Origin of the sequence: Streptomyces sp. NPDC093801 (assembly GCF_040701585.1) — a bacterium.
Classification (GTDB): Bacteria; Actinomycetota; Actinomycetes; order Streptomycetales; family Streptomycetaceae; genus Streptomyces.
The window spans coordinates 28241-45181 of the sequence record NZ_JBFBDP010000038.1; the positions used below are offsets into that span (position 1 = coordinate 28241).

A 16941-nucleotide genomic window follows, 5' to 3' on the forward strand; every position below is an offset into this window, starting at 1 on the left:
CATGCCCATACAGCCTTGTGATCCGCGGCCGCGCGTCGGCATTACCGCCGTCGGCAGCCTGTTGCCCGAGGACGCGCTGTCCTCCGACGACCTCCAGCGGGAGGTCACCCGGCGCAGCGGCATCGCGCTGCCCGCCCGGATCCTGGCGCAGGCCACCGGGATCGTCTCGCGGCGGGTCGCGGCCGAGGGGGTGTACGCCTCGACGCTGGCGGCGGGCGCGGCCCGCCGGGCGCTGGACGCCGCCGGGCTGGACCCGCTCGACATCGACCTGCTGGTGTTCGCCTCCGCCTCGCGGGACGTGGTGGAGCCCGCCACCGCGCACATCGTGCAGGCGGAACTCGGTTCGCGGGCGCACGCCGTCGACGTCACCAACGCCTGCAACAGCTTCGTCAACGGCATCGACCTCGCCCGGAGCATGGTCCTCGCCGGCCGGGCCCGGCGGGCGCTCGTGGTCACCGGGGAGACCCCGAGCCGGGCGGTGCGCAAGGACCCGGCCGACTTCGCGGAGTTCCGCCGCGGCTTCGCCGGCTACACCTTCGGCGACGCCGGGGCGGCCGTGGTCGTCGAGGCGGTGGAGCGCGGCGGGATCCTGGACGTGGACAGCGAGACGCATTCGGAGCACTGGGAGGTCGGCGGCATCCCGGGCGGCGGGTCGCGGCACCCGCGCGGGGACGCGTACACCTACTTCCAGGGCGACGGGCACGAACTGCGCGGGGTCTTCGAGAAGGTGGGCACGGCGGTCGTCGACCGGACGCTGCACCGTGCGGGCACGGGCTGGGACGGGTTCGCGAAGGTGCTGGTGCACCAGGTGACGGTGCCGTACCTGGAGCGGTTCGCGGAGCTGACCGGGGTGCCGGCGGACAAGCTGGTGGTCACGGTGCCCGAGCTGGGCAACGTGGCGAGCGCGAGCATCGGGGTACAGCTGGACCGGGTGTTCGGCGGGCTGGAGCCCGGTGAGCGGGTGCTGTTCGTCGGGCTGGGCGGCGGGATCAGCATCATGACGATGGTCTGGGAGAAGTCGTGAGCGGCGCGCGGATGTGGGTGGTGGTGCCCGCGCACGAGGAGGCGGCGCGGATCGGGGGGACGCTGCGGGCGCTGGCCGCGCAGCGGGACCGGGACTTCACCCTGCTGGTCGTCGACAACGCCTCGGCGGACGGGACGGGCGCCGTCGCACGGGTGTTCGCGGCGGGAGCGCCGTTCCCGGTGGAGGTGGTCGAGGAGCCGGAGAAGGGGGTCGGGTCGGCGGTGGACACCGGATTCCGGTACGCGATCGCGCGGGGCGCGACCCTCCTGGCCCGGACGGACGCCGACTGTCTGCCCGGGCCCGGCTGGACGGGTGCGGCGCGGGCCGCCCTGCTGGAGCGGCCGGGGCTGGTGTGCGGGCGGATCACGGCGCGGCGCGACGAGCACGGGCCGCTGGGCCGGGCCGCTTTCGCCGGACTGGTGGGGCTGGCCGCGCTGTTCGGGCGGCTGCGGCCGCAGCACGCGCGGCGGCACGGCTACCGGGCCCCGTACCGGATGCACGCGGGGAACAACATGGCGATCACCGCGGAGCTGTACCTGGCGGTGGGCGGGATGCCGCGGCGCCCCTCGCCCACGGACCGGCTGTTCCTGAACGCGGTCCGCCGCCACACCGACCGGATCTCCCGCTGCCGGGGCATGGTCGTGGAGAACTCCACCCGCCGGCTGCGCGCCTACGGGCTCGCCGGGACCGCCCGCTGGTACCTGGACCAGGGCAGCGGCACGTACGGAACGGACGACCCCCGCTGATGCTGGACCGACTGGATCACGCGCTGCGCGCCCGGCCCGAGCGGCCCGCCGTGCTCACCGCCGCCCGGAGCGGCGCCACCCGGGTGCGGGCCACCCGGGGTGAACTCGCCGAGCTGGCCGACGCAATCGCCGCCGCGCTGCACGCGCGCGGGCTGCGGGCCGGGGACACCGTCGGCGTCGCCGTACGGCCGGGGCCGCGCGCGCTGGCGGTGCTGCTGGCGCTGTGGCGGCTGGGCCTGCGCGGGGCGGTGCTGGACCCCGGGGCCGGGGCGCAGGTGCTGCGGGCCCGGCTGGCGCTGGCCCGGCCGGCGCTGGTGCTGGCGGACGCGGCCGCGCAGGCGGTGGCGGGGTGGGCGGCGCCGCTGGCCCGGCGGGCCCGGCTGGAGCTGCCGGAGCTGGCCGCGCTGGGGCCGGTGGCCACGGTGGGGCCCCGGCTGCCGGGATGCGCGCCCGCACTGGACCTCGGGGCGCCCCGGGCCGGGGTGCCGGCCGGGTACGGGGGCGACGGGGACGCGGTGGTGGTGTTCACCTCCGGGACCACGTCCCGGCCGCGCGCGGTGGTGCACAGCCGGGCCGGGCTGGCCGCCGGGATGGAGACGGTGTCCGGGCTGTTCGAGGCCGGGGGCTCCCCGGGGGAGCCGGTGCTGGGCGGGACCTTCTTCGTCCTGGTGCCCTCGCTGGCGCACGGGGCGCCGGTCGCGCTGCCGGCCCGCTCCCCCGCCGCGCTGGCCCGGCAGCTGGGGCGGCTGCGGCCCCGGGACACGTACCTGACGCCGCCGCAGCTGCGGGACGCGCTCGGCGCGGGGGCCCGGTTCGGGGGCCGGGTGTGGACGGGTTCGGCTCCGGCGAGCGCGGCCCTGCTGGGGCGGGTGCGGGAGGCGGGGGCGGAGCAGGCGTGGGGGGTGTACGCGCTGACCGAGCTGTTCCCGGCCGCCGCGGTGGAGTCCCGGGAGAAGGCCGCCTTCGACGGCGCCGGGGACCTGGTGGGCGCCCCGCTGCCCGGGGTGCGCACGGCCGTGGACGCGCGGGGGCAGCTGCTGCTGGCCGGGCCCGCGGCCAGGGACCGCTACCTGGGCGAGGAGCCCGACCCGTGGGTGCGGACGGGAGACCGGGCGCGGCGGGACGCGGCGGGGCGGATCGTGCTGGAGGGCCGCTGCAAGGACATGGTGCTGCGGCGGGCCGAGAACATCTACCCGGGGCTGTACGAGCCGGGCCTGCACGTGCCGGGCGTGGAGCTGGGCGTGCTCGTCGGGGTGCCGGCGGGCGACGGCGACGAGCGGCTCGTCGCGGTGGTGCAGCCGCAGCGCGGGGTGCCCGAACCGGCCCTGCGCGCGGCCCTGTCGGAGCCGCTGCGGGCGATGGGCACGGCCCGGCCGGACGCCCTGCTGTTCGCGGACATCCCGCTCTCGGGGCGCTCGCGCAAACCGGACCGGGCGGCGGTGTCTGCGCTGGCGGCGGCCCGGCTGGGAAGGGGCGCGGGATGAGCCTGTGGGTGGTGGTCCCGGCGTACGACGAGGCGGGGTCGATCGGGGCGACCCTGGCGGCGCTGGCCGCGCAGGAGGACACCGGCTTCCGGCTGGTGGTCGTCGACAACGCCTCGACGGACGGCACGGCCCGGATCGTCCGGGAGTTCGCGCGCTCGGCGCCGTTCCCCGTCGATCTGGTCCACGAGCCGGAGCCGGGGGCGGGGACGGCGGCCGACACCGGGTTCCGGCACGCGGTGCGCGGCGGGGCGCGCCTGTTGCTGCGCACCGACGCGGACTGCCTGCCCGCCCGGGACTGGACGGCCGTCGCCCGGGCGGAGTTCGGGCGGGGGGCGCAGATGCTGTGCGGGCGGAGCGTGCCGCGCCGCGACGAGCGGCCGACGTTCGCCGAGGCCCGGCTGCTGCCGGCGCTGGTGCGGCTGACCGCGCTGTACGGGCGGTGGCGGGCCGCGCACCGCGACCCGCGCTTCCGGGCCCCGTACGTGCTGTGCCACGGCCACAACCTCGGCATCACGGCGGAGCTGTACCTGCGTTGCGGCGGTGCGCCGCGCGAGCGGCTGGAGGAGGGCTCGGAGGACGTCACCCTGCTCAACCGGGCGCGGGAGCACAGCGCGCGGATCGTGCGCTGCGAGCGGCTGGTGGTGGAGAACAGCCTGCGGCGGCTGCGCTCCTGGGGTGCGCGGCGCACCCTGCTCTGGTACTGGGACCGGCGCTACCGGCCCCTCGACACGAAGGAGGTCCACGTCCGATGACCACTGCCCACACCCGGGCCCGCAGGCGGGACCGCCGTGTGTACCTGCGCAGCCACCCCCTCCTCTTCGGGCTGCTGGCCGCGACGCGCGGGCGCGGTGTGCGGCGGCTCGGCGGGACGCTGCTGGTGCACGACGCGGAGGCGTACCGGCAGGCGCTCACCCGGCTGCCGCTGGACCGCACGGCGGCGGGGACGACGGGCGGGGCCGCCCGGGAGGCGCTGCGCGGCGCCGGGGGCGTGCTGTTCGACCAGGAGGGCGGCGGGCACCGGACCGGCCGGCGCGGTGTGGCCGAGGGGCTGGGAGCGGCCGGGGTGGAGCGGCTGCGGGAGGTGTGGCGGCCGCTGCTGGTACGGGGGCCGGCGGCGCTGGAGCGGGGCGGGGAGGTGGATGTGGTGGCGCTGGCGCGGGAGCTGGCCGGGGCGGTGGTGTGCGCCCTGCTGGACTGCGCGGCCGACCCGCGGGAGCTGGCGCGGGCGGCCGCCGCGGCCGCGGCGGCCTCGGTACGGGACCACCTTCCGGGCCCGCCGAGGCCGGGCGCGGCGGCGGAGGCGGCCCGGGCGGCGGAGCGCCTCCAGGGGCTGCTGGGGGACGGGGACCCGCTGTCCGCGATGCTCGCGGTGGCGGCGGTGAACACCACGGTGGCGGCGCTGCCGCGGGCGGTGGCGTGGTGCGCGGACGCCGGGCTGTGGGAGCAGGCCGCGGACGCGGAGCTGCGGCCGCGGCTGGCGGAGGAGCTGCTGCGGGTGACGGCGGCCTCGCCGGTGCTGCCCCGGGTGGCGGCGGCGGACGGGGTGGTCGGGGGCTGCCCGGTGCGCGGCGGGGACCGGCTGCTGCTGGTGGCCCGGCACGCGGCGGGGGCGCACCGGCGTGACCCGGACGGCCGGGCTCCGGCCGGGCCGCCGGTGGCACGGCTGGTGTTCGGCGCGGGCCCGCACGCCTGCCCGGGGGCCCGGCTGGCGACCGTGCAGCTGGCCGACGTCCTGGAGGCCCTGGCCCCGTACCGGCCGGTGGTGACGCGTGCCCGGGTGGACCGGGGGGCGGCCCTGCCGGGCTGGCGCGAGCTGACGGTGCGGGCGGGCGCCGGCCGCCCCGTCCGCCCCGGGTCGACGGCGGGGGCGGGCGCATGAGGGTCGCGGTGACGGGGGCGAGCGGTTTCTGCGGTGGCCATGTCGCCCGGGCGGCCGCCGCGGCGGGCTCGTCGGTGGTCTGCCTCGGGCGCAGGCCGGGGCCGCTGGGCGAGCAGCGGTTCTGGGACGCGGCGTCGGCCGAGCCGGACCTGTCGGGGGTGGACGTGGTGGTGCACTGCGCGGCGGCGGTGGGCGATCCGGCGCCGGGCTCGCGCGCGGAGGCGGTGATGCGCGCCGTCAACGTGGACGGCACGGCGCGGCTGCTGCGGGCGGCGGCGGGCCGGCCGGTCGTGTGGGTGGGCAGCGCGAGCGTCTACGACCCGCTGCGCGACCGCTCCCGCGTGACGGAGGACCATCCGCGCCGGAACCACCTCAACGCCTACGGCCGCACGAAGGCGCAGGGCGAGGCCCTGGCGCTGGCGGCGGGCGCGGTGGTCCTGCGGCCGAGGGCGGTCTACGGCCCGGGGGACACGCAGCTCGTGCCGCGCCTGCTGTCCCGGGTCCGCGCCGGCACGCTCCTGCTGCCGGGCCCGGACGTCCGCCTCAGCCTGACGGCGGTGGAGAACCTGGCGGACGCCTGCCTGGCGGCCCCGGCCTGGGCCCCGGGCGCGTACAACATCGCGGACGCGGCCCCGTACGGACGGGACGCGGCGGTCGCGGCGGTCCTGCGCGCCCACGGCGTCCCCGCCCGGATCCGGCACCTCCCGCTGCCCCTGGCCGCGGCGGCGGCCCGGGCGGCGGAGGCGGCGGCCCGCCTGACGGGCGGCGAGCCGGCCCTGAGCCGCTACGCGCTGGACCAGCTGTCGCGTCCGGTGGTGCTGGACCTGTCCAGGGCCCGGGCCCGGGGCTGGACCCCGGACCGGACCCTGGGGCAGTACCTCGGTTCCTGCGCCCAGGACCGGGTCAACCGCCGCTGCTGATGCTGCAGTTGGCGTCGGGGGCGTGCCCGGCCGGCCAGGCGATCCGGTCGAACACCGCGGTCTTGGTGGTGGGGTCGAGATGGACGATGGGCACGGCCTTGTCGTGCGGGTTGCCGTACTGGTCGAGGCAGATCCAGCCGCTGGCGCCGTCGACCCGGTTGGTGCCGTGCAGACGCAGCCAGCTGTCGCGGACGTCGGCGAGGCCGGGCATCTTCACCGCGCCGACCGTGTTGTTGCGGATGCCCGCGACGGCGGTGGTGACCGCGTCGTACGTGATGATGATGCGGCCGTCGGACAGCGTTCCGGGGCCGATCGAGGGACCGGACGCGGGCTGGGCTTCGCGGAGGAGGGAGGCGAGTTCCCGGAGGGCGTCCTTGGAGCCGCCGGTCGCCTCGGTGCTCCCCTCGCCCCAGGCGTCGGGGTGGGCGAGCGCCGCGTAGCGGACGGTGATGCCCGCTCCCGCCTTGAGGGCGTCCCACTGGTCCGCGAACTTCTCGTCGACGGTCAGGGTGGAGGCGTGCGAGCCGGTGACGACCGTGTAGTGCCTGTCGCACTTGCGGCCGCCCAGCTCGATCAGGAACTGGCGCAGCTGTACGGGCCGGCCGGCGAAGTAGATGGTCGTGGCGTTGGACGAGCAGATGTCCGGGACCATCTGGTGGAAGTCGTTGGCGAGGTTGCCCTCTTGGGTGAAGTCCGGCGGGGAGCGGAAGGTCTCCGGGGCGTTGGGGGCTCCCGCGGCGAGTCTCTGGAAGGTCTCGCGCAGGGTGGACAGGTAGTTGTCGCCGTCGCGGATGTCCTCGACGACCATGGTCTCGGCGGGTTTGATGTCCGCCCCGTAGGAGCCGAGTGCTTTCGCCTGGTCGGTGTTGCTGGGGGCGATGCGGGCGAGGCCGGGGTAGGCGTTGTCGGCGCCGTTCTTGATGTCGTCTGCGGTCATGGGGCCGGCGACGACCGGGATGCCCTTGTCATGGGTGAGGTAGCGGACGGTCTCCGCGGTTTCCCTGAGGCTGATGTTGATGCCCGCGACGGCCCTCAGGTTCTCCTTCTCCGAGGCGGCGGCCTTGACGAGGGCGTCGGCGACGGGCCGCCAGTACGCGTAGTTCCGGCCGGGGTTGGCGAGCAGCAGCCGGATGGGCGGCTGTTTGCCGTTGGCCCGGTGGTTGGCGCGGTACTGCGCGAGGTAGGCGCCCTGGACCTGCTCGACGAACTCCCGCTGCTCGGCGGCGTTGTCGGAGGTCATCGGGATCATCAGCGCGATGGTGGCCGGGTGCTTGCCCTCGACGCTGTCGTTCTCCGCCTTGATGCGGGCGAAGACCGGACCGAGGGGTTTGGCGTAGGAGTAGCGGCCGTCGGTGACGCCGGTGCATTCGTGGCGGGGTCCGCGCCGCTCGACTCCGGTGGCGCAGGACGGGTCCTCCCTGATGACCCCGGCGTAGAGGTAGTAGCCGCCGGCCACCAGGGCGAGGGCGAGGACGGAGATCACGAGAGCCCGGTAGAGCGGACCGTCGGGTAACAGCTTCATGGTGCGGACCCTCCGTAGGTGGGCAGGTGGGGCGCCTGGCGCCAGTTGGCCAGAAGCGTCGGCCACTCCTCGTGGGCCCGGTAGAGGACCTTCTGCGCGGTGGGGGCGCCGCTCTGGGCCATGGCCAGGGCGAGCAGCTGGAGCCTGACGGTGCCGATCAGGTCCTGCCGGGGTGCCATGAGGGGCGGGGACTGCGCCCACAGGGCGGACACGAGGAGCCGGACGGCCCGGTGGACCGGGTCGTCCTCGGCCGTGCAGGCCCGGCAGACCGCGGTGACCGCGGGTGGCGGTGGAAGCACCCGCGGGGGACGGGGCGCGGCGCAGACCAGGTTGAGGGCGGTGAGCCAGTCGGGTGCGTCCTGCTCCGCGAACCGGCGGTGCAGGGCGTGGACGACGGGCTCCTCCTCTCCGAGGGCGAGGGAGTGGTGCAGGAACCGCGTGTCGGGCCGCTCGGCCGCGATGCCGTGGCCGTCGGGGTCGTAGAAGGACCGCAGCCGCAGGTGGACGTGTCTCCACTGCTCGCCGAAGGGCGTCCGCTGGGTGAGGGTGGTGAGCTGGTGGAGGAGCAGCGCGCGCAACGCGGGGTCGCCGACGAACGGGCCGCCGGTACCGGGCCAGGGCCGGCGTCCCCAGCGCCCGTCCCGCAGCTCGGCCGCGGCTTCCAGGACGGGTACGCCGCCGGGATCGCCCGGGGGGTAGTTGGCGGCGAGGAGGTGCACCGCCTCGCCGTCGAGGGCGGGGGAGTAGTACGTCAGGCGCCGCCGGGCGACTTCTCCGGGGAGCAGGGTCGCGAGGATCCGCTCGTTGACGGTCGTACCGGGCTCGGGGCCGGTCCACAGGTCGAGCAGGTCGAGCGGGTCGAGGGCGGCGGCCCCGTCGTGGAGGCGCATGCGCAGCCGGGCGGCCTGGACGAGGGTGTGGGCGGCTCCGGCCCGCCCGGCGCTGAGCCGGTGGATCACCTGGGCGGTCCCGGGCGCCGGTCTGTCCTCCCCGAACATCTCCTTGACCTCGTCGAGGGTCAGCGGGGCGAGGGGCAGGTGCGCCCGCCATCCGGCCGGTGCCGCCGGAATGCCGGTCCGCCAGAAGGCGCCGGGGGCGTTGCGGGTCGAGGGCGCGGTGTCCTCCAGGTCCGGAACCGGCCGGTCCTGGCTCAGCACGGTGGCGACGACGGCCGGGCGCAGGGCCCGCTTGCCCTCGGCCTCCTCGTGCCAGACCTGCGTCAGCTCGTCGAGGAACGCCGAGCCCGTGGGGGTGTGGGCGTTGTCGAGGAGCAGCAACGGGCGCGGCACCCGGTTCATCGTGTGACGTCGGCCGTAGTGGTCGGCGATGTCCGCGAGGAGGGCTGCCAGCAGGTGGCGCTCGGCGTGTTCGCGGTCTTCCGTCTCGCCCCGGAAGGTCATGGCCAGCTCGGTCAGCTGGGCCAGCCCGTCGCCCTGGCGGCCCACCCGTCGGCTCCCCCACCACTTGAGGCCGTCCTTGTTGGCGCGGGGCCCGAGCAGTTCCGTGGCGACGATGCGCAGCAGGGGCCGGACCAGTTCCTCGACGCCCGGGGGCATGCCGCCGACCGCGGGCAGTGCTCCGGCCACCTCGTCGATCCAGCCCAGGACCCGCTGGTTGCGCGCCTGCTGGTCCGGCTGGCTCCCCCGTTGGAGCTCCCCGAGGCGCTGGCGCGCCGCCGGTATCTCGGACGGGCGCACCGGCTCCCAGCTGGTGATCGCGAGCAGTCCCTGGAGCAGCCGGGGGAAGGACAGCTTCCCCCCGAATTCGCTCGGTTTCTGGCTCAGCCCGTCCATCAGGTAGAAGAGCAGGTCCGAGGTGTGCGAGGCGTTCCTGGGCGCTTCTCCGTCGGCTGGTGCGGCAAGTCCCGGCTGGCCGAACCGGTCCGCGCCGAGGTCCGCGTACGCCTGCGGGACGCGGTGCGCGTACTGGCCGGACAGTGCTTCGAGGAGGGCGCTCTTCCCCGATCCCCGGCCGCCGCCGCACACGAGCAGGAGCGGCGTCCCGTCCGGGATGCGTAATCGCTTCGGCCCTTCCGACTCCAGTCCGACCAGGGACGGAACCACGGTTTTCAGTACCGCAGAGCGTCCGTACAGCGTCACCGCGACCCCCCAGTTCTCCGGCTCCGCGGCGCGCGCAGCGCCGCGATGGAAGGAGACTAGGGGAGTTCGTCGGCCCACCGGTGGCATATGGAGATGGACCATGCCCCGGTTACGGATTCGTGACGCTGGGCGACACCGGGACGGCGCGGCCGCCGCCCCGGGTCGGTCCGCTGTCAGCCCTCGGTCGGGGTGAGGCGCAGGGAGATGCTGTTGATGCAGTAGCGCTGGTCCGTGGGGGTCGGGTAGCCCTCGCCCTCGAACACGTGGCCGAGGTGGGAGCCGCACGCCGCGCAGAGGACCTCGGTGCGGACCATGCCGTGGGAGGTGTCCGCCTTCAGTTCCACCGCCTCGCTGTCCTTCGGGTCGTAGAAGGACGGCCAGCCGCAGTGGGACTCGAACTTCTCCGTGGAACGGAACAGTTCCGCGCCGCAGCCGCGGCAGGAGTAGACGCCCTCCGTCTTGGTGTCCGTGTACTCACCGCGGAAGGCCGGCTCGGTGCCCGCGAGGCGGAGCACCTGGTACTCGGACGGGGTCAGCTCCGCCTGCCACTGCTCGTCCGTCTTCTGGACCTCGTACGCCATGACGCTCCCGCTCCCTCAGTTCGACAGGCGGGCGAGGATCTGGGGTCCCAGGTCCGTGACGTCGCCCGCGCCCATGGTGAGAACGAGATCGCCGGGCTTGGCCATTCCCGCGATCACGTCGGCGACGGCGCCCTTGTCGTGCTCGGGGGTGACGTCGGCGCCCGCGGCGCGGGCGGCGGCGATGATGATCTCGCTGGTCACACCGGGGACCGGGTCCTCGCGGGCCGGGTAGATGTCGAGGACCACGGAGGCGTCGGCGAGGGCGAGGGACCGGCCCATCTCCTTGCCGAGCTCCTGGGTGCGCGAGAAGAGGTGGGGCTGGAAGACGACCAGGATGCGGGCGTCGCCGGCGGCGCCGCGGATGGCCTCCAGGTCGGCGGTCATCTCGGTGGGGTGGTGCGCGTAGGAGTCGATGACCTGGACCCCGGCCGCCTCGCCCTTGAGCTGGAGGCGGCGCTTGACGCCGGTGTACTTGCCGAGGGCGGAGGCCAGGTTGTGCGCGGGGATGCCGAGGGCGACGCCCGCGGCGAGGGCCGCGACGGCGTTGTGCGCGTAGTGGCGGCCGGGCACGGAGACGGTGAAGGTGAGCGGGCGGCCGTCGAGGAGGACGGTGACCTCGCTGGCCAGGCCGCGCGGGGTGATCTTGGTGATGCGGACGTCGGCGTCCTCGTCCTCGCCGTACGTGACGACGCTCAGGCCGTCGCGGCCGGCGACGCGGCGGGCGATCTCGGCGGCGCCGTCCTGGCCGTGGGCGACCACGAGGGTGCCGCCGGGGACGACCTTGCCGACGAAGGTCTCGAAGGACTCGTAGATCTCGTCCATCGACGCGTAGTTGGCGTGGTGGTCGAGCTCCGCGTTGAGGATGATCGCGACCTGCGGGGCGTACTTGTGGAAGCTGCGGTCGCTCTCGTCGGCCTCGGCCACGAAGATGTCGCCCTCGCCGTGGTGGGCGTTGGAGCCGGGGGCGTCCAGGTCGCCGCCGATGGCGTACGAGGGGTCGAGGCCGAGCGCCGAGAGGGAGACCGCCAGCATCGAGGTGGTGGTGGTCTTGCCGTGGGTGCCGGCGACGGCGATCGGGCGCAGGCCGTCCATCAGGCCGGCAAGCGCGTCGGAGCGGTGCACGACGGGGATGCCGAGCTCGGCGGCGCGGGTCAGCTCCGGGTTGTCGGCGCGGATGGCGCTGGAGACGACCACGCAGGTGGACCCGGGGGCGAGGTGGTCGGCGGCGTGCCCGATGTGCACCGTGGCGCCGTGGGCGCGCAGCGCCTCGGCGGTCTCGGAGTCACGGGCGTCGCTGCCGGCCACCTGCGCGCCGCGCTGGGCGAGGATCTTCGCGATGCCGGACATGCCGGCGCCGCCGATGCCGATGAAGTGGGGCCGTTCCATCGCGGTCGGCAGGCCGGGCTTCATTCAGGTCGCTCCAGGATCGAGTGCGGGGGCCCGCAGGCGTCGTCCGCGGGGTCCGCGGGACGGGTCCGCGGGGTGTGTCGCCCCCAGCCTATTCGTTGTGGGCGAAGAGCTTGAGCACCGGAACCCCGACCTTGTGCCGCGCGCGGGAGGCCCAGTCCCGGTGGAAGAACTCCTCGACGTAGTGCGGCGCGGTCAGGACGATCACCTCGTCGGCGTTCACCTCGTCCACGACGTCCTTGAGCTTGTCGAGGGGGTGTGCCTCGACGATCTGGCCGACGGCCCGGGCGCCGTGCCTGCGCAGGGAGGCGAGCGAGTGGGCGAGGGCGAGGGCGGCGGGGCCGCGGGCGGCCTCCCCCTCGGGTTCGTCGGCCTCGTGGAGGGCTTCGGGGAGCTCGCCGAGCGCTACGTCGTCGATGGCGCGGAGCAGTCGGTCCCGGTCACCCCTGGGTTGCATGAGGACGACGAAGGAGACCGGCTCGTCTCCGTGCAGGGTGGTGACGAAGTCCACGTCCACCGTGGTCAGCGGCTGCTCGATCATCAATACGCTCGTGAACACGGACGCCCTCTCCTTCATGCGCCGAGACCGGTCGGCCGGCCCCTGCGGAAACCATCCTGCCCCGCTGTGGCGCGGGGCCTGCGCAGGTATACGTGCCCAGCTACGTACCCTTCGGAAGCTAAGCGGAACGCGAAATTCCGCTCCCTTGTCAGATCCGACGGTAGCTCGTGAAGAGGAACCCGGCCTCTTCCAGTACGGAGGCCGGTGCGAGCCGGTGCGGAACCGCGACGGAGGGGCCGCCGGCGATCCGCTGGGCGCCGCCCGCGGTGAGCGTCGGGGAGATCGTCAGGCACAGCTCGTCCAGCGCGTCGGCGGCGACGAACTGGCCCAGCAGCCGGGGCCCGCCCTCGGTCAGCTGGCGCCGCAGCCCGCGCGCGGCCAGCTCCCGCACGGCCCGCGCCGGGTCCACCCCGGCGCCCTCGCCCGCGACCACGACCTCGACCCCGGCGGCGGCGGCCTCGGCGACCCGGTCGGACGGGGCGCCCGCACCGGTCAGCAGCAGGGTGGGCACCAGCGGGGAGGTGAACAGGGGGAGGGTGAAGTCCAGGTCCAGGCTCGCGCTGACCACCGCGATGGCCGGGGCGGGACCCTGGCCGGCGGCCTCGCGGCGGGCCGCGAAGGCCTCGCGGGCCCGCGCCGGGCGGTAGCCCTCCTGGCGAACCGTTTCCGCGCCGGCGATCACCACGTCCGCCAGGGCCCGCAGGGTGCCGAAGATCCGCATGTCGGTCTCGCCGGAGATGGGCTGCGAGCGCCCGTCGTGCTGGGCGGCCCCGTCCAGGGTCGACACCATGTTCGCCCGCAGCCAGTGCGCGCCGGGGGCCAGGGCGGGGTAGGAGTAGGCCTCCGCCAGCTCGTCCAGCGACCACGCGCGGTCGGCCGTGGCCCCGGAGGGGCCGGATGTCTGATCGGTCACAGGGAACAGGCGTCGCATCGGTGCAGTGTGACACGCCCCGTAGAGTTAAGAGCTGTGTCAACATCACTCTCCACCTCCGGTCCTGCCTCCGGGCAGCCCCCGATAGCCGACGCGGGTCCGCTGGCCCTGTGCGCCCGCGAGCCGCGCGTGCCCGCCGAACGGCTGGTGGCCGAGATGGTCCCGCCGCCGCGCTTCGACTCGGTGCGCTTCGACACCTACGACCCGGACCCGGCCCAGCCGAGCCAGACCGAGGCCGTCGCCGTGCTGAGCGGCTTCGCCGCCGGCCTCGGCGGGGCCCACGCCAGCGGCGCCGGCAAGCGCAAGTGGTTCCAGAAGAAGGCGCCCGCCCCGGCCGCCGGCCCCCGCGGTGTCTACCTCGACGGCGGCTACGGCGTCGGCAAGACCCACCTGCTGGCCTCCCTCTGGCACGCCACCCCGGCCGAGCCCGCGCTCAAGGCCTTCGGCACCTTCGTCGAGCTGACCAACCTGGTCGGCGCGCTCGGCTTCCAGCAGACCGTGCAGACCCTGGGCGGGCACCGGCTGCTGTGCATCGACGAGTTCGAGCTGGACGACCCGGGCGACACCGTGCTCGTGTCCTCCCTGCTCAGCCGCCTGGTCGAGCAGGGCGTGGCGCTGGCCGCCACTTCCAACACGCTGCCCGGCAAGCTCGGCGAGGGCCGCTTCGCCGCCGCCGACTTCCTGCGGGAGATCCAGGGACTGTCCGCGCACTTCCGGCCGCTGCGCATCGACGGCCATGACTACCGCCACCGCGGCCTGCCCGAGGCCCCGGCGCCCTTCTCGGACGAGCAGGTCGCCAAGGCCGCGTACGCGACCCCCGGCGCGAGCCTCGACGACTTCCCGGGCCTGCTGGAGCACCTGGCCAAGGTGCACCCGAGCCGCTACGGCGCGCTCACGGACGGGCTCGCCGCGGTCTGCCTGACCGACGTCGTCCCCGTGCCGGACCAGTCGACGGCGCTGCGCCTGGTGGTGCTGGCCGACCGGCTGTACGACCGGGAGGTCCCGGTGCTGGCCTCCGGGGTCCCCTTCGACAGGCTGTTCAGTGAAGAAATGCTCAACGGCGGTTATCGGAAGAAGTACTTCCGAGCCATATCGCGGCTCACCGCGCTCGCCCGCGACGCAAAACCCCTGGTGTCCCAGTAGGTTGGGCACGGCCGGGACGCTTTCGCGGCCCGGCCGTTTCCACTTCCATGAAGGGACCCGCCATGGCCACCACGCGTACCGCGCACACCGAGTGGGAAGGCAACCTGCTCAAGGGCGCCGGCACCGTCACCCTCGACTCGTCGGGCCGCGGCTCGTTCGAGGTCTCCTGGCCCTCGCGCGCCGAGGCCGCGAACGGCAAGACCAGCCCCGAGGAACTGATCGCCGCCGCCCACTCCAGCTGCTACTCGATGGCGCTCTCGCACGGCCTCGACGGCGCGGGCACCCCGCCCACCCGGGTGGAGACCAAGGCCGACGTCACGTTCCAGCCGGGTGAGGGCATCACCGGCATCCACCTGACCGTGCGCGCCGAGGTCCCCGGCCTGGACGCCGAGGGCTTCGCCGCCGCGGCCGAGGACGCGAAGAAGAACTGCCCGGTCAGCCAGGCCCTGGCCGGTACGACGATCACCCTGAGCGCCGAGCTCGTCTGATCCCCGCCCGCACCGCCGCCTCCGGGCCCCGCGCGCACGCCGCGCCGGGGCCCGGAGCCGTTCCGGGGCCCGGCCCGCGCACCCCGGTGGGGTGACGGTGCCGGGCGCGCGCACGCGCCGCCGGGGCGGCGGGGGTCCGGCGTGGTACCACGGGCCGGTCACGTCTCCCTCCGCACACCGGGGTGTTGCCGATGTCCGTCACCCGACGCAGCCCGCTCGCGGCCGGTACGGCCGCCCCCTCCCCCGGCGGACGGACGGCCCGCGCCGACGCGTACGCGCCCGGTGCCGCGTCCGCCGCCGCCGGCCCGTGGCGCTGACCCGGTGACGGGCGCGAAGGGCCGCGGCGGGGCCGGAGCCGGGACCCCGCTGCGGGAGCTGCTGCGGGTCCGCGGCGGCGCCGCGGGCGGCGGCCGGATCGACCTCGCGGCGTACGCCCCCTCCGCGATCCCCGCCGGCCCCTCGGACAGGGCCGCCGGGCGGGCCGTCACCGCCGCGCTGGCCGAGCCGCTCGCGGAGCTCCAGGAACGCCTGTACGCCGCCAGCACCGCGGGCGGCCGCCGCCGGCTGCTGCTGGTGCTCCAGGGCATGGACACCTCCGGCAAGGGCGGCACCGTCAAGCACGTGATCGGGCTGTTCAACCCCTCGGGCTGCCGCATCACCGCCTTCAAGGCGCCCACCCCCGAGGAGCGGGAGCACCCCTTCCTCTGGCGCGTGGAGAAGGCCCTGCCCCGGCCGGGCGAGATCGGCATCTTCGACCGCTCGCACTACGAGGACGTTCTGATCGCCCGCGTCCGCGGGCTGGCGCCGCGCGAGGTCCTGGAACGCCGGTACGGGGAGATCAACGCCTTCGAGCGGGCCCTCGCCGAGGACGGCGTGACGGTGGTGAAGGTCTTCCTCCACATCGGCTGGGAGGAGCAGCGGGAGCGGCTGCTGCGGCGGCTCGACCGGCCCGACAAGCACTGGAAGTTCGATCCGGGCGACATCGAGGAGCGCGGGATGTGGCCCGCGTACCAGGAGGCGTACGAACGGGTCCTGGAGCGCTGCTCCACGGACGCCGCGCCCTGGTACGTGGTACCCGCGGACCGCAAGTGGTACCGGAACTGGGCGGTCAGCAGGCTGTTGCTGGAGCACCTGGAGGAGATGGACCCGCGGTACCCGCCGGCCGGGTTCGACGTGGAGGCGTGCCGTGCCCGACTGATGGCCGGATAGTCATATATTTTGCGTGGGTGACCCTTTCTGTACGCACAGTGGCCGCCGCGGCCGTGCTCGGCGCCGCCCTCACCGGATGCGCGGGCGGCGCGGGTGCCCCCCAGGGCGCCGGCCAGGCCCGGATGGGCACCCCCGCCGCCTCCGGCCCCGCCGGCGCGCCCACCCCCTCCGCATCCGCCGCCCCCTCCGCCCCGCCACAGGCCGGCGCGCCCGCCCAGGTCCCGACCCTGGCACCCGGGCCGGGCGGCCTGACGCCGGTCTTCGAACGGGCCCGGCAGCGGGCCGAGAAGACCGTGGCCCTGACCTTCGACGCCGACATGACCTCCGACCAGGGTCCGCGCGCCGCCTCGGGGGAACGTTTCGACAACCCCGAGCTGATCGCCACCCTGCGCCGGCTGAAGGTGCCGTCCACCGTCTTCATGACGGGCCGCTGGGCGGAGGAGTACCCGGACCAGGCGAAGGCCATCGGCACCGACCCGAACTTCGAGATCGCCAACCACTCCTACAGCCACCACGCCTTCAAGTCCCCCTGCTACGGGCTGCCCGCGCTCGACGCGCCCGCCGCCCGGGCCGACGTGGACCGGGCCTTCGCCGCCTTCAGGAAGGCCGGGGCGGTCAACACCGTGCCCTACTTCCGCTTCCCCGGCGGCTGCTACGACGACCAGGCGCTGCGCGCCCTGGCCCCCGCCAAGGTGACCGCCGTGCAGTGGGACGTGGTCAGCGGGGACGCCTTCGCCAAGGACCCCGACGCGGTGGCCGAGCAGGTGCTGGCGGGGGTGAAGCCCGGGTCGGTGGTGGTCATGCACTGCACCCACAGCGCGGCGCCGGTCACCGAAACGGCCATCGAGAAGATCGTGCCGGAGCTGCGCAAGCGGGGGTTCCGCTTCGTCAAGGTGTCGGAGCTGATGGGGAAGTAACGTTTCGTCACCGCCGCCGCCGGAAACACGGC

17 protein-coding genes are annotated in these 16941 nt (G+C 75.3%); 11 read left to right on the forward strand and 6 right to left on the reverse strand.

The window, feature by feature from the left end; all coding sequences use genetic code 11:
- Position 1 precedes the first annotated feature (1 nt).
- From AB0469_RS33740 to AB0469_RS33765, 6 genes are read left to right on the forward strand one after another with little or no spacing between them, the layout of a single operon-like run.
- The gene (locus tag AB0469_RS33740) at positions 2 to 1024 is read left to right on the forward strand and encodes a 3-oxoacyl-[acyl-carrier-protein] synthase III C-terminal domain-containing protein (protein WP_366455296.1); all 1023 of its coding nucleotides are present in this window, start codon (positions 2 to 4) and stop codon (positions 1022 to 1024) included.
- A complete protein-coding gene (locus tag AB0469_RS33745) occupies positions 1021 to 1770 on the forward strand; it encodes a glycosyltransferase family 2 protein (protein WP_366455297.1) in 750 nt (249 codons plus the stop codon). Before AB0469_RS33740 ends, AB0469_RS33745 begins: the two co-directional genes overlap by 4 nt.
- Positions 1770 to 3254 carry a class I adenylate-forming enzyme family protein gene (locus AB0469_RS33750; protein WP_366455298.1) on the forward strand — a complete coding sequence of 495 codons (1485 nt, stop codon included), beginning with the start codon at positions 1770 to 1772 and terminating at the stop codon, positions 3252 to 3254. The genes AB0469_RS33745 and AB0469_RS33750 overlap by 1 nt, the downstream gene beginning before the upstream one ends.
- Positions 3251 to 4006, forward strand: a complete 756-nt coding sequence (locus AB0469_RS33755; protein ID WP_366455299.1) for a glycosyltransferase family 2 protein — start codon at positions 3251 to 3253, stop codon at positions 4004 to 4006. The genes AB0469_RS33750 and AB0469_RS33755 overlap by 4 nt, the downstream gene beginning before the upstream one ends.
- Positions 4003 to 5133, forward strand: coding sequence for a cytochrome P450 (locus AB0469_RS33760; RefSeq protein ID WP_366455300.1), 1131 nt, complete (start codon positions 4003 to 4005; stop codon positions 5131 to 5133). The genes AB0469_RS33755 and AB0469_RS33760 overlap by 4 nt, the downstream gene beginning before the upstream one ends.
- On the forward strand, positions 5130 to 6053 hold the full coding sequence (locus AB0469_RS33765) for an NAD(P)-dependent oxidoreductase (protein WP_366455301.1): 924 nt from the start codon (positions 5130 to 5132) through the stop codon (positions 6051 to 6053). Before AB0469_RS33760 ends, AB0469_RS33765 begins: the two co-directional genes overlap by 4 nt.
- On the opposite strand, the gene AB0469_RS33770 is transcribed toward AB0469_RS33765, so the two are convergent.
- The 6 genes from AB0469_RS33770 to AB0469_RS33795 form a co-directional block, all read right to left on the reverse strand.
- On the reverse strand, positions 6037 to 7575 hold the full coding sequence (locus tag AB0469_RS33770; RefSeq protein WP_366455302.1) for an ABC transporter substrate-binding protein: 1539 nt from the start codon (positions 7573 to 7575) through the stop codon (positions 6037 to 6039). The two genes, AB0469_RS33765 and AB0469_RS33770, sit on opposite strands and share 17 nt — an antisense overlap.
- A complete protein-coding gene (locus AB0469_RS33775) occupies positions 7572 to 9638 on the reverse strand; it encodes a hypothetical protein (RefSeq protein WP_366455303.1) in 2067 nt (688 codons plus the stop codon). The genes AB0469_RS33770 and AB0469_RS33775 overlap by 4 nt, the downstream gene beginning before the upstream one ends.
- 209 nt (positions 9639 to 9847) lie before the next feature.
- Entirely contained in the window at positions 9848 to 10255 is a 408-nt protein-coding gene (gene msrB / locus AB0469_RS33780) for a peptide-methionine (R)-S-oxide reductase MsrB (RefSeq protein ID WP_366455304.1), read from the reverse strand.
- 15 nt (positions 10256 to 10270) lie between these two features.
- Entirely contained in the window at positions 10271 to 11665 is a 1395-nt protein-coding gene (gene murC / locus AB0469_RS33785) for a UDP-N-acetylmuramate--L-alanine ligase (protein WP_366455305.1), read from the reverse strand.
- An 88-nt stretch (positions 11666 to 11753) separates the two neighbouring features.
- Entirely contained in the window at positions 11754 to 12221 is a 468-nt protein-coding gene (locus AB0469_RS33790) for an indole-3-glycerol phosphate synthase (RefSeq protein WP_366455306.1), read from the reverse strand.
- Between the two features lie 148 nt (positions 12222 to 12369).
- A complete protein-coding gene (locus AB0469_RS33795; RefSeq protein WP_366455307.1) occupies positions 12370 to 13152 on the reverse strand; it encodes a pyrimidine reductase family protein in 783 nt (260 codons plus the stop codon).
- A gap of 36 nt (positions 13153 to 13188) precedes the next feature.
- Between AB0469_RS33795 and zapE the strand changes: the two genes are divergently transcribed.
- The 5 genes from zapE (at position 13189) to AB0469_RS33820 (ending at position 16909) form a co-directional block, all read left to right on the forward strand.
- The gene (gene zapE, locus AB0469_RS33800) at positions 13189 to 14295 is read left to right on the forward strand and encodes a cell division protein ZapE (RefSeq protein ID WP_366455308.1); all 1107 of its coding nucleotides are present in this window, start codon (positions 13189 to 13191) and stop codon (positions 14293 to 14295) included.
- A 62-nt stretch (positions 14296 to 14357) separates the two neighbouring features.
- Positions 14358 to 14783 (forward strand): OsmC family protein, encoded by a 426-nt coding sequence (locus AB0469_RS33805; protein ID WP_042812939.1) that lies wholly within the window; start codon positions 14358 to 14360, stop codon positions 14781 to 14783.
- Between the two features lie 191 nt (positions 14784 to 14974).
- Positions 14975 to 15100, forward strand: coding sequence for a hypothetical protein (locus AB0469_RS33810; RefSeq protein WP_366455309.1), 126 nt, complete (start codon positions 14975 to 14977; stop codon positions 15098 to 15100).
- Positions 15101 to 15149: 49 nt separating this feature from the next.
- On the forward strand, positions 15150 to 15992 hold the full coding sequence (locus tag AB0469_RS33815; RefSeq protein ID WP_366455334.1) for a PPK2 family polyphosphate kinase: 843 nt from the start codon (positions 15150 to 15152) through the stop codon (positions 15990 to 15992).
- Between the two features lie 17 nt (positions 15993 to 16009).
- A complete protein-coding gene (locus AB0469_RS33820; protein ID WP_366455310.1) occupies positions 16010 to 16909 on the forward strand; it encodes a polysaccharide deacetylase family protein in 900 nt (299 codons plus the stop codon).
- Positions 16910 to 16941: the final 32 nt, after the last annotated feature.